We start from the raw sequence: 22,474 nt of genomic DNA, 5'->3' as shown, positions 1-22,474 counted from the left end.
CTGGTTTTCATCACAGGGAGGCTGTTTGCAAATCAGCCAGAATAGGTGAGAGTATTTTGTGGGTATTGCTTTCTTTGCGCGATGAGGCAAACACGCTAAATTGTGGCAAGGGAAACGGAGTGTTTATTTTTTTTAGTCCATACAGCTGAGCGTGTGTTTCAAATACCTTTTCCGGGATCACCCCTAAACAATGGGTATTGGACACAATCGTCAGAATCGCCGTAAACGATGAGGTAAGCAGGCAGCGTTCTCCGGTTCTGAATTTTTTATCCACAATACTGCGATGATAAATGATTTTCTCATTCTTAGTATTGTAACCGACCAGGTTAGCGTTTCTGAATTGCGCTTCACTGATGGTGTTACCATATAAAGAATTATTCTGCGAGGCCGCCAGCACCAGGCGCATATCGCATATTTTCTGGCATGAAAGACTTGCTGACTCTACAGAAAAGGTCGAAAAAACGACATCTGCCTGACGCATATTCAGCAGTTCAATAATACTCTGTTCATTCAGGTCGGCGGTAAGGTGCAGGAGGCTGATATCGGCGTCAGTCTCGATTATTCTGGCGGTGACATCTGGAATAACGATAGGGGAAATAAAAGATTCCGTATAAAGCGTTAACCTTTTCTTGGCGGCAGGCGTGGAAAGCGGCATCAGCGTTGACAGCTTATCGATAATTGGGATTGTATTATCATACAGTTCATCAGAATAGACCGTCGGTAACAGTGCATTCCCGCTACGGACAAAAAGATTATCACCCATCATTTTGCGCAGTTTTCTTAATGACTGGCTGACGGCGGAAGGTGATATGTTCAGCATGTCAGCAACTCTGGAAATGCTACCCACGCTATAGATCAAACAGAAAATGGTCAGCAGATTGAGATCTATTTTTGATAGTGTGCGTATTTTTTCTGCATCATTTGCTTTCGACATAGACCCCTCATCATCAACACCATGGCAGTAACCACATCAGGTATAGCAAAAAAAGTCAGGCGAGTCAGACACTGGGCGCCTTCGATAAGCGTACAGAATGAAGTTGTAACATTGTAAATTATGTTAATCAATTGGGCTTTATTGATGTAGGACATCTATTTGTTCAAAAAACAACCATACTATTAAGTTGCACCATAGTTGGAAAGAGGAGGAACAAAGTATGGTTGTTGACAGACTGAGAACCGATCTTCTCAACAAATTGATAAACGCCCGTATCGAACTTGCCGCTTATCTGCAGTTGAGAAAAGCGAAAGGCTACATGTCAGTTAGCGAGAGCGATCGCCTGCGTGATGTTTTTTTTGCACTGAATCGCGAATTGCGCGAGCAATCACAGCTTCACGGTATGCATCTTGATCAGGAAGAGTGGAATGCCCTTCATCGTGCTGAAGGGGCGTTAGCCGCCGCCGCTGTTTGTCTTATGAGTGGACATCACGATTGTCCAACGTTTATCGCCGTTAACGCAGAGAAACTGGAAAACTGCCTGACAACGCTGACGCTAAGTATCCAGAGTTTGCAATCTTACCCAACGCTGGAACACGTCTGAATCAGGGGGAGGGCGCTCCCCCTTTTCGTTAAGATTATGTAAATATGGCAGGATAATTCCCCTTGCTGGCTACGCTTTATGCAGAGCTATTCAGGAGGTGTTATGCGTCGACTCTTTCTCTGTGCTATTCCACTTGCGCTATTTTCCACTTATGCCGCCGCGGTAAAAGTGGAAGTACTGCAAACCAAACTCGATCACCCGTGGTCGCTGGCTTTTTTACCCGACAATCGCGGTATGCTCATTACGCTTAAAGGCGGCCAGCTTCGACTCTGGCAGCCAGATAAAGGGCTTTCCGACCCGCTGACCGGCGTACCAAAAGTCTGGGCGAATGGTCAGGGAGGACTGCTTGATGTGGCGTTAGCACCGGATTTTGTACAATCTCGCCGGGTATGGCTAAGCTTCGCTGAAGCCGACCGCGAAGGCAAAGCGGGCACCGCGGTAGGCTACGGGCGATTGAGTGACGATCTCAAACATCTGCAAGGATTTCAGACCGTTTTTCGCCAACAGCCAAAGCTTTCCACCGGGAACCATTTTGGTGGACGTCTGGTATTTGATGGTAACGGTTATCTGTTTATTGGCCTGGGAGAGAATAATCAACGCGCTACCGCCCAGGACCTGGATAAATTGCAGGGTAAATTAGTCAGACTGACCGACGAGGGAAAAATTCCGCCGGATAATCCGTTTGTGAACATGGCGGGAGTGCGGGCAGAGATTTGGTCGTATGGCATCCGTAACCCGCAGGGTATGGCGATGAATCCGTGGAGTGATGTGTTGTGGCTCAATGAGCACGGTCCACGCGGAGGCGATGAAATTAATATCCCCGAGAAAGGGAAAAATTACGGCTGGCCTATCGCGACCTGGGGGGTTAACTACAGTGGTTTGAAAATTCCCGAAGCAAAAGGTCAAATTGTTGCTGGCACGGAACAACCCATCTTTTACTGGGAAAAGTCGCCGGCGGTTAGTGGAATGGCTTTTTACAATAGCGGTACCTTCCCGCAGTGGCGGCAAAAGTTGTTCATCGGCGCGTTGAAAGATAAAGAAGTGATCGTGCTGAGCGTTAAAGGGAATACGGTGACTGAGGATGGTCGCCTGTTGCAGGAAAGGGGGCAGCGGATCCGTGATGTGCGCGTCGGACCAGACGGTTATTTGTACGTGCTAACCGACGAGTCCGACGGGGAATTACTGAAAGTGAGTCCCTGATTTGGTTAGCTGACCGGGATCATCACGATTTTTTGAAACGCCGGGCGCTCGGTCAGTTGTTGATACCAGCGTTCCAGATGCGGGCGCGGGGTCCAGCTCAGGCCAACGTTGAACAGGTTATAGATGAACGGTGCCACAGCGATATCCGCGGTGCCAAATTCAGCCCCGGAGAACCATGGCTGGTCTGCCAGCGCGTTATCCAGAATGGCAAACAGGTTATCGCAAACTTGCTTACTTGCCTCAATGGCCGCCATATCGCGCTGATCGGCAGGTGTTCTGACCAAACCAAATAAGATAACCCGATGCGCAGGGCTTAGCGTCTGATTTGCCCAGTCCATCCATTTTTCACCGACGGCGCGCGCGGCCGGGGCGTCAATCCACAAACGTTTTTGTCCGTACTGAGCGGCCAGATAGCGGACAATGGTATTGGATTCCCACAGAACAACGTCCGTTTCATCATCGCGTAGTAGCGGGACCAGTCCGTTCGGGTTCAGTGCCAGATAGTCGGCATCGCGGTTACCGCCATGCTGCCCGCCCGCCAGAATTTGGTTATATGGCAGTTCCAGTTCCTCGAGCGTCCACAATACTTTTTTTACGTTGGTCGAGTTATTGCGACCCCACAGTGTAATCATAGTAACCCCGCAAATTAATTGAGCAGCTTTATGGCTGCAGATGCCATCTGACTAGCTCACATGGTGGGGTAAACCTAATATTTACGCAACAAAGTCTAAAAAAATCGTGCCAGGAGCAGCGCAGCGCGGCGTTATTGCATAAACTTTAAAAACTTTACCAACTTACGGTTTCTTTAAGCTCGTTAGTGCGTTATTACTCACCGCACTTATTTTACACGTCATCCATCAGACTTTTTCTGCATGGGTTGGTCGAGGTCGCTTGGCCGGTTTTGTGTAAACACGGTGTGGTATGACGTGGTTTTTTGGAATGGATACTCGGGTGGCATTTATGACGCAATACTTCTCTTCACTTCGCAGCTTTGCTGCAGGTTCTGCACTCTTAATCCTTTTGGTGCCGACCGTACAGGCGGCGGAGCAACCGACGGCCCCGCCGAGCGTGGACGCGCGCGCGTGGATTCTGATGGATTACGCCAGTGGTAAGGTGCTGGCGGAAGGTAATGCTGATGAGAAACTGGATCCTGCCAGTCTGACCAAAATCATGACCAGCTATGTGGTTGGGCAGGCGCTGAAGGCCGGAAAAATTAACCTCAACGACATGGTCACCGTGGGCAAAGACGCCTGGGCGACCGGTAATCCAGCCCTGCGCGGTTCGTCGGTCATGTTCCTCAAGCCCGGCGATCAGGTTGCGGTGTCCGATCTGAATAAAGGCGTTATCATTCAGTCAGGTAACGATGCCTGTATTGCACTCGCTGATTACGTTGCTGGCAGCCAGGAATCCTTTATTGGTCTGATGAACGGCTATGCGAAAAAACTGGGGTTGACTAACACGACTTTCCAGACGGTGCATGGCCTGGATGCGGCAGGACAGTTCAGTACCGCACGTGATATGGCGCTGCTCGGGAAGGCGTTAATCCACGATGTGCCGGAAGAGTACGCTATTCACAAAGAGAAAGAATTTACCTTCAATAAAATACGTCAACCGAACCGCAACCGTCTGTTGTGGAGCACCAACCTGAACGTGGATGGTATGAAAACCGGGACCACTGCCGGGGCGGGATACAACCTGGTGGCCTCCGCGACCCAGGGCGATATGCGCCTGATCTCCGTGGTGCTGGGAGCAAAAACCGACCGCATTCGTTTTAATGAGTCAGAAAAGCTGCTGACCTGGGGCTTCCGCTTTTTTGAAACCGTTACGCCGATCAAGCCGGATGCGACTTTCGTGACCCAGCGCGTCTGGTTTGGCGATAAGAGTGAAGTGAATTTGGGCGCCGGAGAAGGGGGTTCTGTGACCATTCCGCGTGGCCAGCTCAAAAACCTGAAGGCCAGCTTTACCCTGACTGAACCACAGCTAACAGCACCGCTGAAGAAAGGTCAGGTTGTGGGCACTATCGACTTCCAGTTGAACGGAAAATCCATTGAGCAGCGTCCGTTGATGGTGATGGAAGATGTGGAAGAGGGTGGTTTCTTTAGCCGCATGTGGGACTTTGTGATGATGAAATTCCACCAGTGGTTTGGTGGTTGGTTCTCTTAATCTTATCTATTGCCGGATGGCGCAATCGCCGTCCGGCAGTATCTGTTAGTACTTCAGCGTGATACGTTGCGCTTTAGCGTACTCAACAAACGCATCGTCAGGGCGGTTATCACTGATGATGGTATCAAAGCGTTTTAATTCCCCCATCCTTGCAGGTCGCACCTTACCAAACTTGCTGTGATCGACCACCAAAACGTGATGCTGCGCCATCGACATTGCCCAGTGCTTCACCGGCAGTTCTTCCAGATTAAAGCAGGTCGCGCCTTTTTCGATGTGAACACCTGCTGCGGAATAAAAGGCGATATCCGGACAGAGGTTGTTCAGCGTTTCCTGGAAATCGAGCGGTTTAAAAATCGCGTTACTGGCATGGAATTCACCACCACACAGAATGACGCGGCACTGCGGTTTTTCCTGCAGTACCAGAAACGTATTCAACGAGTAGCAGATTGCGGTGAAGGGCAGTTCATTGTCGATCGCTTCAATGATCCACGGCGTGGTCGTACCGCAATCGAAAAAGATGGTCTGATGCGCCTGCACGAGACTCGCCGCCTGCTGGGCAGCGCGACGCTTTTCATCAACCAGACGGGATTTTTGATCGCTGATTAAATAGTGGTTAGCGCTGCGGGGTTCCAGAACAATATAGCCCCCGAGCAGCACGACGGGAGCATCATGATTATTCAGGTCGCGACGAATGGTCATCTCAGATACGCCCAGCAACGTCGCGGCTTCTTTGAGGTGTAATTTATCGCTGCGTTTCAGCGCCTGCAGTAATTGACCAATACGCTCGTCGCGTCGAGTTTCCATAATTCCCCTGGAGAATAGATTAAGTGCTCAGTTTCGCGCTTAATACTACTCTTTTTACCGCGGGTTAGTCACGTACCCAACCTTTACGGATGGGGAGAGCGAAGCAGGTGCGATAGCACGTCTGCAAGCCGAGGTACAAGGTTGTGCCGAACCGTTGCCAGATCATCTGGGCGCTCAGGCAACCGATCAACCCGGCCAGTAATCCGCCCAGCATATCCAGCGGCCAGTGAACGCCAAGGTAAACACGTGACCAGGCAATCGCCACGGCGACAACCATCAGCAGAGCACCCGTCCACAAGCGATGCCAGAACAGAAAGGCCAGAGCAAAGGTAAAGATAACCGTACCGTGGTCGCTCGGGAAAGAGTCATCTGCCGCATGGTGCAGGAAGTTATAGCCGATGTGGTTAACGAACGGACGATCGTGGGGGAAAAGATGCCCCATCAGCCAGGAAATCGTCAGACCGACTACTAACGCAATGGCCATTTTGATGACCAACTGGCGCTGGAGCGTAACCTGACCACGAGGTCCCCAAAGCCAGAGCACAACGGCTAACAGCGGCACAATGCTGATCAGATCTTTGGCAATGAAAATGGCGAGCGAAATTGCCCATTGCGCAGAGTCGGGTGTTGCATTGATCAAGTAAAAAAGCGAATTGTTCAGATTTTCCAGCATAACGTCCAGACTCAGTGTAATCGTTAAAAAGGCCCATAGGGGGAAGAGCATAAAATTGCTTTCACGGGATAAAAAGCGGTCTTGTCTTATTTGCCTGTTAAATGACGATTTTTAAGACAATTTATGAGGCTTATTGAGCATGATAGCGGTCTCAACTTAAATTAACCTTAAAGCAAAATGTTCTTGAGCAAATGAGTGTAAAAATGTGCGCATTTTGCTTTCAAATCACATAATTCACTATCACCAGTACGGCGCATTTATTACACTTTGCGCGATTTTTCTATAGTTAAGAGATTGCATGCAGAACCGTTTATCTTCAGGCGTCCGTTTAGGGCGTCAGGCATTACTTTTCCCGCTCTGTCTGGTACTTTACGAATTCTCCACTTATATCGGCAACGATATGATCCAGCCCGGAATGTTGGCGGTGGTGGCGCAATATAACGCCGGATTAGATTGGGTACCTACGTCCATGACCGCCTATCTGGCAGGCGGCATGTTTTTGCAGTGGTTGTTAGGACCGCTGTCGGACCGTATTGGTCGTCGCCCGGTAATGTTAACCGGCGTGATCTGGTTCATCGTTACCTGCCTTGCAACCCTGCTTGCACAGAATATTGAGCAATTTACCTTCCTGCGTTTTTTGCAGGGGATAAGCCTGTGCTTTATTGGTGCGGTGGGTTACGCCGCCATTCAGGAATCCTTTGAAGAAGCGGTCTGCATAAAAATTACCGCGCTGATGGCAAACGTGGCGCTGATTGCGCCACTACTGGGGCCGTTGGTAGGCGCAGCCTGGGTGCATGTTCTGCCGTGGGAAGGGATGTTCATCCTGTTTGCTGCTCTGGCGGCCATCTCCTTTTTTGGTCTGCAACGGGCGATGCCGGAAACAGCGACCCGGCTTGGTGAAAAGCTATCCATTAAAGAGCTGGGCAAGGATTATAAGCTGGTGCTGAGGAACGTGCGCTTCGTTGCAGGCGCGCTGGCGTTGGGTTTTGTCAGCCTGCCGTTACTGGCGTGGATTGCGCAGTCCCCGATTATTATCATCAGTGGTGAACATCTCAGCAGCTACGAATATGGTCTGTTGCAGGTGCCGATTTTTGGCGCGTTGATTGCCGGTAACCTGGTGCTGGCGCGTCTGACTTCGCGAAAAACCGTGCGTTCGCTAATTATCATGGGCGGCTGGCCAATCGCCGTTGGCCTGATTATTGCCGCTGCGGCCACGGTGGTGTCATCCCATGCATATCTATGGATGACGGCGGGTTTGAGTATCTATGCGTTTGGCATTGGCGTGGCGAATGCGGGGCTGGTGCGCCTGACGCTGTTTGCCAGCGAAATGAGTAAGGGTACCGTTTCTGCCGCAATGGGTATGCTGCAGATGCTGATTTTTACCGTTGGTATTGAGCTGAGTAAACACGCGTATCTGCTGGGAGGGAACGGCTTGTTCAGCCTGTTCAATCTGGCAAGCGGCGTACTGTGGCTGATTCTGATGGTTATCTTCCTGAAAGATAAAAGGGTAGGGAATTCCCGGGAAGGCTAAGGTCCGGATTTCCGCAATCCAGCGCAGATAAGCATAATGACGCCGATAAATTCATCATTATGTTGATAATAGAATCACGCTGTAGGCCGGATAAGCGAAGCGCCATCCGGCGGCCTGTAGCAAATTGCCGGATGGCGGCGTAAACGCCTTATCCGGCCTACCGCTCACCAAAGATCTTAACTGACCAGTATTACGGTTGTCCGGGCCTGGCGACAACTTAGTGGTGGTCGTCAATCTGATGTTCGATAACCATCCCTTCACCGACGCTTGCCACATGTCGCGCATAAGGATGTGCGCGATAGACAGGGGCCGGAGCAGGCGCTGGAGCAACATATACCGTTTGTGGTGCGGTCGTTACGCTGACCGCCTGGGGCACGCTGACGGAAGAGGGTACTACCACCACTTTATAACCGCTGGGGACATCAACGGTAACGCTTTGTGCAAATGTTGTCCCCGCAAAGCCCAGCAACAATGTCGCCATCAGTACACTTTTCTTCATGATCCGCTCGCCTGAAATATTCACTGGAAGTAATAATCCAGCGGGTTAATTTGAGGCGGATTATGAATAGATCATGCCATCATTTTGTTGCCGTCTGTGCTGAGCCGTTAATGCGTAAACGGTGCTTCATTCTTTAACACGCGGTCGATAATATCCAGAACGCCCTCTTCGTTGTTCGAGCCTGCGCGATATTTTGCCGCCTCGATCACCGGCTCATGGGCGTTGGCCATTGCAAAACTAAATCCTGCCTGACGCAGCATCTCAATATCATTTCCGCCATCGCCAAACACAACAACTTCATTGTCGTTAATATTCCAGCGTTGTTGCAGCAGGCGCAGACCGTTAGCCTTATGCACGCCGGGAATTATTAAGTCGATGCTGCCGTAGCCGGTATGAACCGGTACCATAATATCGCCAATCGCCTCGTGGAGATCGGCCTGTACCTGTGGAATTCGGTCGTCGGAAATATTCAGCCCGAATTTGAAAAAAACGTCGTTGAGATTGTCAAAATTATCTACAAATTCAAGACGATGATAGTACATGGCGGAAACGGATTTATGCTCATCGCTGTATTTTTTGAGCGTATAGGCGCTGTTTTTACCGCAGGCAATAATGTCGATATCGGCGCGGGTCAGCAGATGATCCACGATGGCATGGAAATCGTCTTTAGCCAGTTCGCCGTTAAAGACATCTTCTCCTTCACTGACCACCCAACCGCCGTTTTCGGCGACAAATGAGATCTCATTGGCCAGTTCGGGGAAAAAGGAAATCAACTGATAATATTGGTTGCCGCTGGCGACCACAAAGCGGATCCCTTGTTCTTTCATCTGGCGGTATTGCACCATAAAGCGCTCACGGTTATAGGTTTTTTGGTCGCTTAAAAATGTGCCGTCCATGTCGACCGCAATTAATTTGATACTCATTAGCTGTTCTCCATCACCGTAGTATTTTTGAGATCCGGTTTCGCTACCGCTTTCGCGACGACGGCGGCGACAAGCACCAGCGCCAGCACCACCAACATAGCGCTGCGCAGGCCATAGTGTTCACCCAGATAGCCTAGCAGCGGCGGTCCAACAAGGAACGCCAGGTAACCGGTGGTCGCCACAACGCTGACGCGGGTTGGGGCATCGGGGCCGGTGTCGCTGGCGGCTGAAATGGTCAGCGGGAAGCCGAGCGATGCGCCGAGTCCCCACAGAATAACGGACACACCGGCCACCCAGGAGCTGTCGACAAAAATAATCAGGCTAATCCCGAGAGCGCCCATCAGCGCACTGGCGCGCACCACCGCAACGCGGCTGTAACGGTCGATGAACCAGCCACCGGTAAATCGCCCAACGGTCATACCCAGCGTAAAACCGGCATAAATCAGCGAGCCTGAGGTCGGGCTAAATCCATGTCCGTCCACCATTAACAGTGGAAGCCAGTCGTTGGCGGAACCTTCAGCAAATGCCATCGCCAGCACTACAACGCCGATCAGCAATAGCTGGATATCACGATAAAAAGGCAGTCCTTTTTCACCGGAGTGAGAACCGTCAGCGGCATTTTTGCCCGTGCCGTCAGGAATAGCTTTGATGGCGATGAAAATAGGTGTGATAGCAACCATTGCAGCCAAAAGAATATGCGCGGTAGCCGGGACGCTGAAGGCGGTAAGCATCATTCCAACTCCAGCCCCTGCCAACGTTCCCAGGCTGTAAAAACCGTGCATCATCGGCAGCACGGTTTTGTTCATTTCGCGCTCAACTGCCGCACCTTCGACGTTGATGGCAACTTCTGCCGCACCAAAGCTGGCGCCAAATACGCCCAGGCCAAACGCGAAAAGCCATGCGGAATGCAGCCAGAGCGCTACGCTGAGGATCGCCATTCCGAGGACTGCACAAGACATGGTGGTGCGAATCACCTTACGCGTGCCAAATCGTTTCACCAGCCAGGCCGAACAAAGTATGCCACTCATCGAACCAATAGAGAGCCCAAACAACACCGCGCCCATTTCGGCAGTGGAGATGGAGAGGATATCTCTGATGGCAGGGGTACGCGTTGCCCAGGAGGCCATTAATAATCCTGGTAAAAAGAAGAACGTGAACAGCGCCCAGGTGCGACGTCTTAAGGCTTTGCGTGATGAGATGCCAGTCATGAATTCGAGCCAAAGAAAAGAAGGAAGGAGACAACATTAGCAAGACTGTGTACATTTGTACACAAATGCAAGAAGAGGAAATGTAGTGCGACGTGCAAACGATCCGCAGCGGCGGGAAAAAATAGTTCAGGCGACTCTGGATGCAGTAATAGACCATGGCATTCATGGGGTTACACATCGTAAAATCGCTATGATTGCCGAGGTGCCACTGGGTTCTATGACCTATTACTTTTCGGGAATTGATGAGCTTTTGATGGAGGCATTTGGCCGTTTTACTGACAGGATGCTGTTGCAGTATCAGGACTTTTTTGCCGACGTTAAGGATGCGTCGCAGGCTTGCCATGCCATTACCGATATGATTTACGGCTCTCAGGTCACAACGCCTGATAATATGGAGCTCATGTATCAGCTGTATGCTTTCGCCAGCCGTAAACCAGCGTTGAAAACGGTGATGCAGAACTGGATGCTACGCAGCCAACAAACGCTGGAGCAGTGGTTTGATCCGGTTACTGCGCGGGCGCTGGATGCGTTTATTGAAGGAATGACGCTGCATTTTGTAACGGACAAAAAACCGCTGCAGCGAGAAGATATCTTGCTGATGGTGGAGCGTATTGCAGGGATACCCGCGACAGTCAGCTGTGCGTAGCGCCTCCGGTAATATTCACCACCGTCGCGGTCATGGCGCTGGCATGATCTGAAGAGAGAAAGGTCATGACCTCAGCGATTTGTGCAAGCGTAGGCAGGCGCGCGAGCATGGTACTTTGCGCCGCACCCCCTAACCATTGATCGACGGTTAAACCCATTGACTGTGCTTTAGCGGAGAAAATTTCTCCGGTATAGGAGCCAGCTGCAACAGCATCCACAATCGCATGCGAGCGCACGCCGACGACCCGGATATTTGCCGGTCCTACCTCGCTGGCGAGCGCTTTAATAAAAGCCTCTGTTCCTGCACAACCAACAATATGACCCAGATGACCAGGCATCGCCATCGGAGCTGCGGGGGCAACAACGCTGAGAATGACGCCCGCACGATTGCCGCCCATGTGCGGCGTTACGGCTTTAGCGATATTGAACTGCGCCGAGAGAAAAGGGGTGATGCCGCTCATAAACTCAGAGAGGGATAATGCGTCAAGGTGTTTGCCCTGTTCGTGCATAAATCCCGTTGCGTTAACCACCACATCTATTCCACCAGTTTGCTGCGCAAGGCGGGTAACTTCCTTCGATGCGTTGTGCTCGTCGAGTACATCGGTGATAAAGGTTTCGACTGTACCACCTGTCGTTCGGATAACACTGGCCGTCCGATCAAGTTTTTCCTGGCTGCGAGCACCCAGACACACATGGGCTCCTTCGCGCGCCATGGCCTGCGCAACCGCACTACCAATAGCCCCGCTACCACCAAAAATTACTGCGACTTTGCCAGTAAGCAATATAGTAAACTCCCGTCACTTTTAAGCACTGTTTAAAAGTATAGGCTCATTATGAATTTGACGATTGGGATTTAGTACGCCATATGGAAATCTGTGAAAGGCAAGCATGGGGTCATAAGAATCGTACACTTGGAGTTTTACTGGTTGGGGAAACAATACATAGAATACACCATTGAGAATGGTAATATATGCCCAAACAGTATTTTTATAAATTAAAGAGAAATTCGGCTCAATAGAGGAGCCGAATTTGTAATTATTTAATGAGCCACTTAAGCATATGATTGGATCATTTTGTGAATTATAGTTGAAATATTTCCACTCATTACTTAATGATTCAATGTGATAAATGCTCTCCTGTTTGTTAAAATTAACTAATCACTTTAAATGGTTGTTTGTAGATGAAATTAAATATTAATTTAAACAATTATTTTTTTGTGCCATAAATAAACCCACCAATACCACCAACTAATGTTGTCATTAATGCCATTAAATTATTAGCGAAATCTGGTAATTTACGATCACTAACACCAAAATAAATTATAATAACAAAAATGGTAAGGATAACAAGGAAAATAAAAATCATTGAAATAAATCTAATTAGATTATCGCCTTCCGCACGAATTTCTTTTTCAGTTTTTGGTCTGTGATTTTTTATCATTTCCTCTATATCTGCACGAACTAAAAGTGCCGTTTGTACGTTAGTGTCACTTTTGGAGGAAGGTGTTCCAAAATTGCTACTTGAAGTTGAGGATGTAAGCGTAACCTTAACGAAGTCTTCAGGATTGTCACCTGCTTTGAAAAATTTCATAGCCCGCATTTCTCCATAGCATGTTGATGGGAGTATGCTTCTGATTTTTCAGAGAAAATGCTAAATAGTAATGCCTCGTCTAGAGGGGTTTCTTTAGGTTCAGTATTATAGTCAAGCTGAACTAAAACCGCTTCACCAGCATAGTTACTTGCACTAACATTCCCTTGGTTAATATTTAACACATTATTTATGGTCACATCTTTTATTGTTGTTTTTTTATTTAATCTTAATGAAATCTCATCATTATCCTTATTTTTATCATTTAGATAAAGTTCAGAGATAATTTTATTGGGATTGTTGCAATGAATGAAAAAATTGCCAACTATACCGATTCGAGTTATTTTTTGTTTTTGCATGCAATTTACGATAAAGCTATTGCATATTCTTTTGAATTCGTTAGTTCCAAGATCAAAGTCTTCATTTGAAGCGTAGTTTCTTAATAAATCAACACGATTAAGTGATACATTCAAACTATATTGACCAAAAGAAGAATTGCCAATTACGCGAGGGATTTCAGGAGGAGCTTCCTTCGGTAAAGGAAGCGTCTGCGGCATCGAATCAATAATTTCGCCGAGGCCTGTATTGATTGAATTGTAGAAAGTATCAGGTCTTGCAATTGTGCTTTCGAAAAATAAAGCAATTTGAGTAGAAATGGTTATCATTTTGGCTTTCATGGCTCAGTTTTTCCTGTGTGTAGCGTTGTTCACGACGAACTTTAAGTAAAATAAAATGACTTATTAATTTAACGATAAATTTTACCAGACTATCTGGTAAGATAATTTTATAACTCCTTCGTTAGTATAAATGCGAGACTGTCATATTTTCTTTTCCCCTCTGACTTCATCTTCCGTATAAAAAATGGTCTAAAAGATGAAATTACGAATAACTCTTTTTAATCTAAGGACTTAGGCGGTGGACGCATTTTCCAGAAATTTTTTCAGACGCAGTTGCTTTCATTCGGATAGCATCAGCGGACGTAACTAATTTCAAAGCATCCTCACTGGAAGCACCATGTAGATCAAATGCTTTCTTATCAGTTGAGATTTCAATTCTAATTCTGGGGGTCGTCTTAAACATCCTCAATACTCTCAATACTTTAGGCGCAGAGGTTGAACTACGCTCTACTACCGTTCTTAGAAGTTCAGATCGTCTAGGGCTTGTCGAAAAGTATTGGATAGGCTTGATATCTAAACCTGCCCTCATCTAAGAACCCTTGCCTTATAGCTTCAGAAATATAAATAACAATTGAAGAATACTTGGACTGGTTGTGGATTTCCACTCAATACATATCCATTAAGAATGGTATGGGTATTTGCTATGCCATTTTGTCATCAATTGCACTGCAAACGGGAACTAACATAGTGATTTTATGTGACAAATATAACAGGCAACAAAAAACCCATCAACCTTGAACCAAAACGGCGGGGTTGATGGGCTCCACAAATTGGGGACATCAAAGAAAAGCAGTGGCAATAGTTATGACTGACGCCTTGAAGAAAAGTTCTGCTTACCTGCAAAAAATTTTTCAATTAAGGGAAAATTTCAGTGCTAACCAAGACCAGGCCATACGATGACGATGAGTGTCCCCGCTAATGTCAGCAGAACGTTGGCAATCGCGTAGGTCCCTGCATAACCTAACGCAGGGATGTTGCTGCGTGCGGTGTCGCTGATGATTTCCATTGCCGGAGCACAGGTACGTGCGCCCATCATGGCACCAAACAGCAGGGCGCGGTTCATGCGTAATACGTAAGCACCAAACAAGAAACAGATGACAACTGGAACCAGGCTGACCACCAGGCCGGCAATCAACATTTGACCACCGACGGCACCCAGGCCATTACCAATGCCACTGCCTGCGCTTAAACCGACGCCTGCCATGAATACCATCAGGCCAAACTCTTTCACCATATTCAGCGCACCCTGTGGGATATAGCCAAATGTGGGGTGGTTGGCTCGCAGGAAGCCCAGCATGATCCCAGCGAACAGCAGTCCAGCCGCATTCCCGATGCCGAAGCTGAAATTACTGAACTGGAATGTGATCATCCCGATCATCAGACCGATGATAAAGAAGGCGCAGAAGGCAAGCAGATCGGTCACCTGACTGTGAATTGAAATGAAGCCGATACGATCGGCAATGGTTTTCACGCGACGAGCATCACCGCTGACCTGCAACACGTCGCCTTTATTGAGCACGACGTTGTCATCGATAGGCATTTCAATCTGGCTGCGGATCACGCGGTTCAGGAAACAACCGTGGTCGGTCAGTTTCAACTGGGCCAGGCGACGACCAACGGCATTGTGGTTTTTTACCACAATTTCTTCAGTGACGATGCGCATATCGAGCAGATCGCGATCGAACACCTCTTTACCGTTACGGAAGCTGGGATCGAGGCGAGCATGGGCGTCCGGATAACCCACCAGGGCTATCTCATCGCCCATTTGCAATACCGCGTCGCCATCCGGGTTGGCCAGAATGCCGTTGCGACGGATGCGTTCAATGTAACAACCGGTCTGGCGATAAATACCCAGTTCGCGCAGATTTTTACCATCGGCCCATGCCACCAGCTCAGGGCCAACGCGATAGGCGCGGATCACCGGGAGGTACACTTTACGATTAGCGTCGGTATCCAGACCTCGTTCACGCGCGATTTGTTGGGCGCTGGTTTGCAGGTCCTGATGCTGCAGTTTCGGCAAATAGCGCGCTCCAACAATCAGGCTGACCAGACCAATCAAATAGGTGAGGGCGTAACCCAGGCTCAGGTTATCGAGAGCGCTTGAAAGTTGTGTCCCTGTCATTCCTGAATGGCGCAAGGTATCACCCGCGCCGACCAGCACCGGCGTTGAGGTCATCGAGCCAGCCAGCATGCCCGCCGTCAGGCCGATATCCCAGCCAAATAGCTTACCCAGCCCCAGCGCGATCAGCATTGCGCTACCGACCATCACCAGGGCAAGCATTAGATAATTTTTCCCATCGCGAAAAAAAATCGAAAAAAAGTTGGGACCGGCTTCGACGCCGACGCAAAAAATAAACAGCATAAAGCCGAGATTTAATGCATCGGTGTTAATACTAAAGTGCTGCTGACCTAATAATAGGGAGACCACTAAAACGCCAATGGAATTACCGAGTTGGACTGAACCCAGACGTAATTTGCCCAGACACAGGCCCAGAGCCAGGACCACAAATAATAACAGGATGTAATTCCCATTTAACAAATCTGCGACGTTTATATTCACGGAGACTAACTTCTTGTTTACTAGTAAGCTATTGAAAGAAATGGCAATTTACGCTAATGTTTTTGCCAGAAATTAAGGGGCGATAGCATCGTACACAGCCCCGAATAATGCAGCATAACAATATATGCGGTTAGTTTAATCTCATTACGTATCAACGGCTATAAGAATCGTGTGGGTGTGTTTTTGGCATGGAATGCCGAGTTACTTTATCTGACTGGACGCCTGCGGGCGAAAAGAGTGTTCGATAGAGAATGTGTCAGGAGGAACGATTGAAACATAAGCAAAGTTGGGCGAGTGCGGTCTGCTGCTTTGTGCTCTTTATTGTGGTGTGTCTTTCATTAACGCTGAACGTGAAAGGGGCATTCAGAGCGGCAGGGCATCCTGAGGTCGGATTGTTGTTTTTTATCTTACCTGGTGCTGCAGCAAGCTTTTTTTCCCATCGTCGGGAAGTGCTCAAACCCCTGCTTGGTGCAATGTTGGCGGCGCCGTGCTGCCTGTTACTGATGCGGTTCGTTTTTATGCCGACGCGTTCATTGTGGCAAGAGCTGGCGTGGTTGTTTAGTGCGGTGTTTTGGTGCGCGCTTGGCGCATTATGTTTTTTATTTATCAGTAGCTTATTCAATCAGCATCAACGGCGGAAAAAGAACTGATGACGCCCTCAAGGTGAGGGCGTAGAAACCGCTATCAGGCGAACAGATTCATGTTCTCTTTTGCCCAAGCTTCAAAATCCGTGCAGCCGCCGATGTGTTTTTGATCGACAAAAATCTGCGGAACGGTTTCAACTGGCTTACCTACCGTCTTTTCCAGATCTGCTTTGGTAATTCCTTCAGCATGGATATCAATGTAGCGGAAGTTAAAATCGTCATGCTCACTGCTTAATTTTTCTGCTAATTCTTTTGCGCGCACGCAATACGGGCACCCTGGGCGACCAAAAATAACGGCAAACATCTCTTTCTCCTCGAACTTATCAGGCCGGATGGCAATACTGGTTATGATGCCGCGATTTGTGACGGATGGAAAGCAGGTTCAGCCTGTTGCTTTGATATCCTCAAGCTATATCTGTTAAACACGGCAAGCCGGAACGTTTTATAATGGAAGCCATTTCGCCGGGAGGCCGCGTATGCGCACAATTGGTGTATTACCCAAAAGCGTATTGATGCTGGAAATAATTGGGATGGTTTTGTTATCGCTGGCACTGCTATCGCTTAACGATTACCTCACCTTGCCCGCACCGCTTAACAGCCCGTTAGCCTGCGTGGTGATGATATTTCTGGGCGTACTGCTGATGCTCCCTGCTGCGGTGGCGTTGATGTGGCGTGTTGCTCAACTGCTGGCACCGCAACTGATGTCTCGCACACCCGGTGATTCAACTGATTCAGACAGAGACAAAAGAGATGACTCCAACCATTGATTTACTCCGCAGCCACCGTTCCATTCGCCATTTTACTGATGATGCCATTTCGGATGCACAGCGTGAGGCGATTATTGCCGCCGCTCAGGGAACGTCAAGCTCCAGTTTTCTACAGTGCACGACGATCATTCGCATAACGGATAAATCTCTGCGCGAATCGCTGGCTACCTTATCTGGCGGCCAAAAGCATGTGGCACAGGCCGCTGAGTTCTGGGTGTTTTGCGCTGATTTTAATCGTCATTTGCAGATTTGCCCTGACGCGCAACTTGGGCTGGCGGAACAGCTGCTGCTGGGCGTGGTTGATACCGCAATGATGGCGCAAAATGCGTTGACGGCGGCAGAGTCGCTGGGACTTGGCGGCGTGTTTATTGGTGGCCTGCGTAACAATATTGAGCCGGTCACCGAACTGCTGAAGCTTCCGCAACATGTTCTTCCGCTCTTTGGTTTGTGCCTCGGCTGGCCTGCGGATAACCCGGATATCAAGCCGCGACTGCCCGCGTCGCTTGTGGTGCACGAAAATCAATATCAGCCACTCAACAGCGATGTGTTGGCGCAATATGATGAGCAGCTCGCGCAGTACTATCTGACCCGAGGCAGCAATACCCGCCGCGACACCTGGAGCGATCATATTCGCCGTACCATCATTAAAGAAAGTCGCCCCTTTATCCTGGAATATTTGCATAAACAGGGATGGGCCACGCGCTAAAGATTTTAACCCAGTGTATGATACGCCAGCTTTTACCAGGTCATTCAGAGAGGTGCAGGGTGAAAATTGCCATTTTGTCCCGGGACGGAACGCTCTATTCTTGTAAACGCCTGCGTGAAGCGGCGATGCAGCGCGGTCACCTGGTTGAAGTTATCGATCCCCTTTCTTGCTATATGAACATCAGCCCAGCGGCATCCTCTATTCATTACAAGGGCCGTCAGCTTCCTCATTTCGATGCGGTGATCCCGCGGATTGGTTCCGCGATTACCTTTTATGGGACGGCGGCGCTGCGCCAGTTTGAGATGCTGGGTAGCTATCCGTTGAATGAATCGGTAGCGATTACGCGAGCGCGCGATAAGCTGCGTTCTCTACAGCTGCTGGCGCGTCAGGGAATTGATTTACCCATCACCGGAATTGCTCACTCTCCGGACGATACCAGCGACATGATTGACATGGTTGGCGGTGCGCCGTTGGTGGTGAAACTGGTTGAAGGCACCCAGGGTATTGGCGTGGTGCTGGCGGAAACGCGGCAGGCTGCAGAAAGCGTGGTAGATGCGTTTCGTGGGGTGAATGCCCATATCCTGGTTCAGGAATATATCAAAGAAGCGAAGGGGCGCGATATTCGCTGTTTCGTGGTGGGCGATGAAGTAGTGGCCGCCATTGAACGACGGGCTAAAGAGGGCGATTTTCGTTCTAATCTCCATCGCGGTGGTGTGGCGACTATTGCGAGTATCACGCCGCGCGAAAGAGAAATTGCGCTCAAAGCCGCCCGGACTATGGGCCTGGACGTTGCAGGCGTTGATATTCTGCGCGCTGATCGAGGGCCACTGGTCATGGAGGTCAACGCGTCTCCGGGGCTGGAAGGCGTAGAGAAAACTACCGGGATAGACATTGCCGCGAAAATGATCCAGTGGATCGAGCGTCATGCTACTCCTGAATTTTGTCTTAAAATCGGCGGCTAAGCGCAATATCGATTGCGATCGTGGTATGACACGCTCTTTTTGCGTAAGCTGTGCCGGTATTTTTTTCATCAATAGAGGTCGCACATTATTATGACATCACTGGTCGTTCCCACTCTGGATACGTTGCGTCAATGGCTCGACGACCTGGGCATGAGTTTTTTTGAATGCGATACCTGTCAGGCGCTGCACTTGCCACACATGCAGAATTTTGACGGCATCTTTGATGCAAAAGTTGATTTGGTCGATAACGTCATTCTGTTTTCTGCGATGGCGGAAGTCAGACCTTCTGCACTGCTGCCACTGGCAGCCGATCTGTCTGCGATCAATGCCAGTTCACTGACGGTGAAAGCTTTTCTGGATATGCAGGATGATAATCTGCCAAAGCTGGTGGTTTGCCAGTCTTTATCCGTTACGCCGGGCGTAACGTTTGAGCAGTTTGAATGTTTTGTTCGCCAGAGCGAAGAGCAAATATCGATGGTGATCCTCGAAGCCGGAGCGCATCAGCTGTTATTTAATGCTGAAGAAGATGCGCAAAACAGCACCGCTGAAATTCATTTCCTCCATTAATTCTTCCTGAATCTGGACATATATTGCGCAGCCGCTGCCAGAGCGGTTGCGTATTGCCTGTTTTTATTCTGCATTTAACCTTTCATTAAAGAATTATTCACCTCGATTCAGCGCCTTCCGCTTTATGTCATAGACAATTTCTGCATAAAAAATTGATAAAAGACGTTTTTTAATCTGGGCTATATCCACAATTCCTGGCTAAAGTTATTCTTGCGAAGCTTACCAACGTCATCATTTAAACAGCCCCTTGTGACTTGACCTGTGGCCACAATGTGTCTTGAATGCATAGGCGGATGCCAGCGAGCAACAGCGGCATGAGGAGAGGTCTCTCTTTTCATCGGTGCTGCATGAAAGAATATGCACGTTTCTTGCATATCATTAGAGTGTGACATTTTTGTTCGTTTGTTAACGAACTTTCAGAAGGAAAGAGATTATGACCGCCTTAAATAAAAAATGGTTATCAGGCCTGGTTGCGGGTGCTCTGATGGCCATCTCTGCCGGCACGCTCGCTGCTGAACAAAAAACGCTGCATATTTATAACTGGTCTGATTATATTGCCCCGGATACGGTGGCTAATTTTGAAAAAGAGACCGGAATTAAAGTTATCTATGATGTATTTGATTCTAATGAAGTACTGGAAGGTAAGCTCATGGCTGGCAGTACCGGCTTTGACCTTGTCGTTCCTTCTGCCAGCTTCCTTGAGCGTCAACTGACTGCGGGCGTATTCCAGCCGCTGGATAAGAGCAAATTGCCGGGCTGGAAAAATCTTGATCCTGAACTGCTGAAGCTGGTGGGTAAACACGATCCGGACAACAAGTTCGCGATGCCGTACATGTGGGCTACGACCGGTATTGGCTATAACGTGGATAAAGTCAAAGCGGTGCTTGGGCCGGATGCGCCGGTTAACAGCTGGGATTTGATCCTCAAACCGGAAAATCTGGAAAAACTCAAAAGCTGCGGCGTCTCTTTCCTCGATGCGCCAGAAGAGGTATTTGCCACGGTGCTGAACTATTTGGGTAAAGACCCAAACAGTACCAAAGCGGATGATTACACCGGGCCAGCAACCGATCTGCTGTTGAAGCTGCGTCCAAATATTCGCTACTTCCACTCCTCGCAATATATTAACGACCTGGCAAACGGTGATACCTGCGTCGCGATTGGCTGGGCAGGGGACGTATGGCAGGCGGCAAACCGTGCGAAAGAAGCGAAAAATGGCGTCAATATCTCCTTCTCAATTCCTAAAGAAGGTGCAATGGCGTTCTTTGACGTATTCGCGATGCCTGCCGATGCGAAAAACAAAGATGAAGCCTATCAGTTCCTCAATTACCTGCTGCGCCCTGATGTGATTGCGCATATTTCCGACCACGTGTTCTATGCCAATGCCAACAAAGAAGCGACAGCACTGGTCAGCCCTGAGGTTCGTGACAACCCGGGTATCTACCCGCCTGCGGATGTTCGCGCCAAGCTGTTCACACTGAAAGTACAGGATCCGAAGATCGATCGTGTACGTACCCGCGCATGGACGAAGGTAAAAAGCGGGAAATAAACCGATGTTTGGGACATGACCCGGTAGGATTTTTGCCTGCCGGGCAGTGTTGAGCCCGGACACATATAACCCGGCAATACGCACCGTTATGGTGCGTTATTTGCACCGTTTCTTTGTTTTATGCCGGAGAGCACCTGAGTGAATGATGCAACCCCACGCCCACAAGCGAAAATCCGCAAGGCGCTGACCCCGCTGCTTGAAATTCGCAATCTGACCAAGTCATTTGACGGTCAGCACGCCGTTGATGACGTCAATCTTACTATCTACAAAGGTGAAATATTTGCTCTGCTCGGCGCGTCCGGCTGTGGCAAATCGACTCTGCTGCGCATGTTAGCGGGATTTGAACTGCCGACTACCGGGCAAATCATGCTTGATGGCGTCGATTTAGCGCATGTCCCGCCTTATCTGCGTCCGATTAATATGATGTTTCAGTCCTATGCCCTGTTTCCGCACATGACGGTGGAGCAGAACATTGCCTTTGGCCTCAAGCAGGACAAACTGCCGAAGGCTGAAATCGCCAGTCGGGTGAATGAGATGCTGGGACTCGTGCATATGCAGGAGTTCGCCAAACGCAAGCCACATCAGCTTTCTGGCGGCCAGCGTCAGCGCGTGGCATTGGCGCGCAGCCTGGCAAAACGTCCAAAACTGCTGCTGCTGGATGAGCCAATGGGGGCGCTGGATAAAAAACTCCGAGACCGCATGCAACTGGAAGTGGTGGATATCCTTGAACGCGTCGGCGTGACCTGCGTGATGGTGACACACGATCAGGAAGAAGCCATGACGATGGCGGGCCGTATTGCGATCATGAACCGTGGCAAATTTGTCCAGATTGGCGAGCCGGAAGAGATCTATGAGCATCCGACTACGCGTTATAGCGCAGAGTTTATCGGTTCGGTAAACGTTTTTGAGGGACTGCTAAAAGAACGCCAGGAAGATGGTCTGGTGATTGAGTCTCCAGGTCTGGTACATCCGCTAAAAGTGGACGCCGATGCTTCTGTTGTCGATAACGTCCCGGTGTATGTTGCGCTGCGTCCGGAAAAAATCATGCTCTGCGAAGCCCCTCCGCCAGAGGGTTATAACTTCGCGGTAGGCGAAGTGGTGCACATTGCCTATCTGGGTGATTTGTCGGTGTACCACGTACGTTTGAAAAGCGGCCAGATGTTGAGCGCCCAGCTACAAAATGAGCATCGTTATCGCAAGGGATTACCAACCTGGGGTGACGAAGTCCGTTTATGTTGGGATGCGGACAGCTGTGTGGTGTTGACGGTTTAAGG

General features: G+C 49.3%; 24 protein-coding genes. 12 read left to right on the top strand and 12 right to left on the bottom strand.

All coding sequences use genetic code 11. The features are described 5' to 3' along the window. Positions 1 to 10: 10 nt before the first annotated feature. Entirely contained in the window at positions 11 to 934 is a 924-nt protein-coding gene (locus tag SK38_RS09810; RefSeq protein WP_048235749.1) for a LysR family transcriptional regulator, read from the bottom strand. A 220-nt stretch (positions 935 to 1,154) separates the two neighbouring features. Here SK38_RS09810 and bssR point away from each other — a divergent pair, with 220 nt between their 5' ends. Then, a complete protein-coding gene (gene bssR, locus SK38_RS09805) occupies positions 1,155 to 1,538 on the top strand; it encodes a biofilm formation regulator BssR (protein ID WP_003831623.1) in 384 nt (127 codons plus the stop codon). Positions 1,539 to 1,640: 102 nt separating this feature from the next. Beyond that, positions 1,641 to 2,738 carry a PQQ-dependent sugar dehydrogenase gene (locus SK38_RS09800; RefSeq protein WP_048235748.1) on the top strand — a complete coding sequence of 366 codons (1,098 nt, stop codon included), beginning with the start codon at positions 1,641 to 1,643 and terminating at the stop codon, positions 2,736 to 2,738. A gap of 5 nt (positions 2,739 to 2,743) precedes the next feature. Here SK38_RS09800 and SK38_RS09795 read toward each other — a convergent pair whose 3' ends face one another. After that, a complete protein-coding gene (locus SK38_RS09795) occupies positions 2,744 to 3,370 on the bottom strand; it encodes a glutathione S-transferase family protein (RefSeq protein WP_003831628.1) in 627 nt (208 codons plus the stop codon). Positions 3,371 to 3,698: 328 nt separating this feature from the next. Here SK38_RS09795 and dacC point away from each other — a divergent pair, with 328 nt between their 5' ends. Then, positions 3,699 to 4,901, top strand: a complete 1,203-nt coding sequence (dacC, locus tag SK38_RS09790) for a serine-type D-Ala-D-Ala carboxypeptidase (protein WP_003831630.1) — start codon at positions 3,699 to 3,701, stop codon at positions 4,899 to 4,901. 45 nt (positions 4,902 to 4,946) lie between these two features. Here the strand turns inward: dacC and deoR are convergent, their stop codons facing one another. Together deoR and ybjG are read right to left on the bottom strand one after the other, a co-directional pair. Then, positions 4,947 to 5,705, bottom strand: coding sequence for a DNA-binding transcriptional repressor DeoR (deoR, locus tag SK38_RS09785; protein WP_003831632.1), 759 nt, complete (start codon positions 5,703 to 5,705; stop codon positions 4,947 to 4,949). A 64-nt stretch (positions 5,706 to 5,769) separates the two neighbouring features. Further along, complete coding sequence (ybjG, locus tag SK38_RS09780) at positions 5,770 to 6,378, bottom strand: undecaprenyl-diphosphate phosphatase (protein WP_003831635.1); 609 nt, start codon at positions 6,376 to 6,378, stop codon at positions 5,770 to 5,772. A gap of 298 nt (positions 6,379 to 6,676) precedes the next feature. On the opposite strand from ybjG, the gene SK38_RS09775 reads away from it, so the two are divergent. Next, positions 6,677 to 7,909, top strand: coding sequence for an MFS transporter (locus SK38_RS09775; protein WP_008784235.1), 1,233 nt, complete (start codon positions 6,677 to 6,679; stop codon positions 7,907 to 7,909). A 217-nt stretch (positions 7,910 to 8,126) separates the two neighbouring features. Here the strand turns inward: SK38_RS09775 and SK38_RS09770 are convergent, their stop codons facing one another. The 3 genes from SK38_RS09770 to SK38_RS09760 form a co-directional block, all read right to left on the bottom strand. Continuing rightward, a complete protein-coding gene (locus tag SK38_RS09770; RefSeq protein ID WP_003831642.1) occupies positions 8,127 to 8,408 on the bottom strand; it encodes a hypothetical protein in 282 nt (93 codons plus the stop codon). 107 nt (positions 8,409 to 8,515) lie between these two features. Continuing rightward, a complete protein-coding gene (locus SK38_RS09765; RefSeq protein ID WP_048235747.1) occupies positions 8,516 to 9,331 on the bottom strand; it encodes a Cof-type HAD-IIB family hydrolase in 816 nt (271 codons plus the stop codon). Then, the gene (locus SK38_RS09760) at positions 9,331 to 10,539 is read right to left on the bottom strand and encodes an MFS transporter (protein WP_032934393.1); all 1,209 of its coding nucleotides are present in this window, start codon (positions 10,537 to 10,539) and stop codon (positions 9,331 to 9,333) included. The genes SK38_RS09765 and SK38_RS09760 overlap by 1 nt, the downstream gene beginning before the upstream one ends. Before the next feature lie 85 nt (positions 10,540 to 10,624). On the opposite strand from SK38_RS09760, the gene SK38_RS09755 reads away from it, so the two are divergent. Beyond that, positions 10,625 to 11,185 (top strand): TetR/AcrR family transcriptional regulator, encoded by a 561-nt coding sequence (locus tag SK38_RS09755; RefSeq protein WP_048235744.1) that lies wholly within the window; start codon positions 10,625 to 10,627, stop codon positions 11,183 to 11,185. On the opposite strand, the gene SK38_RS09750 is transcribed toward SK38_RS09755, so the two are convergent. The 4 genes from SK38_RS09750 to SK38_RS09735 all read right to left on the bottom strand — a co-directional run bounded on the left by SK38_RS09750 (position 11,172) and on the right by SK38_RS09735 (position 16,008). Continuing rightward, a complete protein-coding gene (locus SK38_RS09750; protein WP_003831650.1) occupies positions 11,172 to 11,969 on the bottom strand; it encodes an SDR family NAD(P)-dependent oxidoreductase in 798 nt (265 codons plus the stop codon). The genes SK38_RS09755 and SK38_RS09750 overlap by 14 nt on opposite strands. Positions 11,970 to 12,390: 421 nt before the next feature. Beyond that, complete coding sequence (locus SK38_RS09745) at positions 12,391 to 12,774, bottom strand: hypothetical protein (protein ID WP_048235742.1); 384 nt, start codon at positions 12,772 to 12,774, stop codon at positions 12,391 to 12,393. Beyond that, positions 12,771 to 13,448 carry a hypothetical protein gene (locus SK38_RS09740; RefSeq protein ID WP_048235740.1) on the bottom strand — a complete coding sequence of 226 codons (678 nt, stop codon included), beginning with the start codon at positions 13,446 to 13,448 and terminating at the stop codon, positions 12,771 to 12,773. The genes SK38_RS09745 and SK38_RS09740 overlap by 4 nt, the downstream gene beginning before the upstream one ends. Before the next feature lie 874 nt (positions 13,449 to 14,322). Continuing rightward, a complete protein-coding gene (locus SK38_RS09735; RefSeq protein WP_003831652.1) occupies positions 14,323 to 16,008 on the bottom strand; it encodes an aspartate:alanine antiporter in 1,686 nt (561 codons plus the stop codon). A 269-nt stretch (positions 16,009 to 16,277) separates the two neighbouring features. On the opposite strand from SK38_RS09735, the gene SK38_RS09730 reads away from it, so the two are divergent. Continuing rightward, positions 16,278 to 16,658, top strand: coding sequence for an inner membrane protein YbjM (locus tag SK38_RS09730; RefSeq protein ID WP_003035356.1), 381 nt, complete (start codon positions 16,278 to 16,280; stop codon positions 16,656 to 16,658). 34 nt (positions 16,659 to 16,692) lie between these two features. Here SK38_RS09730 and SK38_RS09725 read toward each other — a convergent pair whose 3' ends face one another. Beyond that, on the bottom strand, positions 16,693 to 16,956 hold the full coding sequence (locus SK38_RS09725; protein ID WP_003035358.1) for a GrxA family glutaredoxin: 264 nt from the start codon (positions 16,954 to 16,956) through the stop codon (positions 16,693 to 16,695). Between the two features lie 172 nt (positions 16,957 to 17,128). Between SK38_RS09725 and SK38_RS09720 the strand changes: the two genes are divergently transcribed. From SK38_RS09720 to potG, 6 genes are all read left to right on the top strand, one after another. Then, positions 17,129 to 17,419, top strand: coding sequence for a DUF1418 family protein (locus tag SK38_RS09720; RefSeq protein WP_003831656.1), 291 nt, complete (start codon positions 17,129 to 17,131; stop codon positions 17,417 to 17,419). Continuing rightward, positions 17,403 to 18,125 (top strand): nitroreductase NfsA, encoded by a 723-nt coding sequence (gene nfsA / locus SK38_RS09715; RefSeq protein ID WP_048235739.1) that lies wholly within the window; start codon positions 17,403 to 17,405, stop codon positions 18,123 to 18,125. The genes SK38_RS09720 and nfsA overlap by 17 nt, the downstream gene beginning before the upstream one ends. 59 nt (positions 18,126 to 18,184) lie before the next feature. Further along, a complete protein-coding gene (rimK, locus tag SK38_RS09710; RefSeq protein ID WP_003831660.1) occupies positions 18,185 to 19,087 on the top strand; it encodes a 30S ribosomal protein S6--L-glutamate ligase in 903 nt (300 codons plus the stop codon). Between the two features lie 90 nt (positions 19,088 to 19,177). After that, positions 19,178 to 19,654 carry a type III secretion system chaperone family protein gene (locus SK38_RS09705; protein WP_003831662.1) on the top strand — a complete coding sequence of 159 codons (477 nt, stop codon included), beginning with the start codon at positions 19,178 to 19,180 and terminating at the stop codon, positions 19,652 to 19,654. A 433-nt stretch (positions 19,655 to 20,087) separates the two neighbouring features. Next, positions 20,088 to 21,200, top strand: coding sequence for a spermidine/putrescine ABC transporter substrate-binding protein PotF (potF, locus tag SK38_RS09700; protein ID WP_003831664.1), 1,113 nt, complete (start codon positions 20,088 to 20,090; stop codon positions 21,198 to 21,200). Positions 21,201 to 21,338: 138 nt separating this feature from the next. After that, a complete protein-coding gene (gene potG, locus SK38_RS09695; RefSeq protein WP_003831665.1) occupies positions 21,339 to 22,472 on the top strand; it encodes a putrescine ABC transporter ATP-binding subunit PotG in 1,134 nt (377 codons plus the stop codon). Positions 22,473 to 22,474: the final 2 nt, after the last annotated feature.

The organism is Citrobacter sp. MGH110 (genome assembly GCF_001037515.1).
GTDB lineage: Bacteria > Pseudomonadota > Gammaproteobacteria > Enterobacterales > Enterobacteriaceae > Citrobacter > Citrobacter portucalensis.
This window is presented reverse-complemented; position numbering and strand designations above follow the sequence as displayed.

Bases quoted from the DNA above. Each gene is read 5' to 3' on its own strand.
- SK38_RS09810 (WP_048235749.1), bottom strand. From the start codon at position 934: ATGTCGAAAGCAAATGATGCAGAAAAAATACGCACACTATCAAAAATA.
- bssR (WP_003831623.1), top strand. From the start codon at position 1,155: ATGGTTGTTGACAGACTGAGAACCGATCTTCTCAACAAATTGATAAAC.
- SK38_RS09800 (WP_048235748.1), top strand. From the start codon at position 1,641: ATGCGTCGACTCTTTCTCTGTGCTATTCCACTTGCGCTATTTTCCACT.
- SK38_RS09795 (WP_003831628.1), bottom strand. From the start codon at position 3,370: ATGATTACACTGTGGGGTCGCAATAACTCGACCAACGTAAAAAAAGTA.
- dacC (WP_003831630.1), top strand. From the start codon at position 3,699: ATGACGCAATACTTCTCTTCACTTCGCAGCTTTGCTGCAGGTTCTGCA.
- deoR (WP_003831632.1), bottom strand. From the start codon at position 5,705: ATGGAAACTCGACGCGACGAGCGTATTGGTCAATTACTGCAGGCGCTG.
- ybjG (WP_003831635.1), bottom strand. From the start codon at position 6,378: ATGCTGGAAAATCTGAACAATTCGCTTTTTTACTTGATCAATGCAACA.
- SK38_RS09775 (WP_008784235.1), top strand. From the start codon at position 6,677: ATGCAGAACCGTTTATCTTCAGGCGTCCGTTTAGGGCGTCAGGCATTA.
- SK38_RS09770 (WP_003831642.1), bottom strand. From the start codon at position 8,408: ATGAAGAAAAGTGTACTGATGGCGACATTGTTGCTGGGCTTTGCGGGG.
- SK38_RS09765 (WP_048235747.1), bottom strand. From the start codon at position 9,331: ATGAGTATCAAATTAATTGCGGTCGACATGGACGGCACATTTTTAAGC.
- SK38_RS09760 (WP_032934393.1), bottom strand. From the start codon at position 10,539: ATGACTGGCATCTCATCACGCAAAGCCTTAAGACGTCGCACCTGGGCG.
- SK38_RS09745 (WP_048235742.1), bottom strand. From the start codon at position 12,774: ATGAAATTTTTCAAAGCAGGTGACAATCCTGAAGACTTCGTTAAGGTT.
- SK38_RS09740 (WP_048235740.1), bottom strand. From the start codon at position 13,448: ATGAAAGCCAAAATGATAACCATTTCTACTCAAATTGCTTTATTTTTC.
- SK38_RS09725 (WP_003035358.1), bottom strand. From the start codon at position 16,956: ATGTTTGCCGTTATTTTTGGTCGCCCAGGGTGCCCGTATTGCGTGCGC.
- SK38_RS09720 (WP_003831656.1), top strand. From the start codon at position 17,129: ATGCGCACAATTGGTGTATTACCCAAAAGCGTATTGATGCTGGAAATA.
- nfsA (WP_048235739.1), top strand. From the start codon at position 17,403: ATGACTCCAACCATTGATTTACTCCGCAGCCACCGTTCCATTCGCCAT.
- SK38_RS09705 (WP_003831662.1), top strand. From the start codon at position 19,178: ATGACATCACTGGTCGTTCCCACTCTGGATACGTTGCGTCAATGGCTC.
- potF (WP_003831664.1), top strand. From the start codon at position 20,088: ATGACCGCCTTAAATAAAAAATGGTTATCAGGCCTGGTTGCGGGTGCT.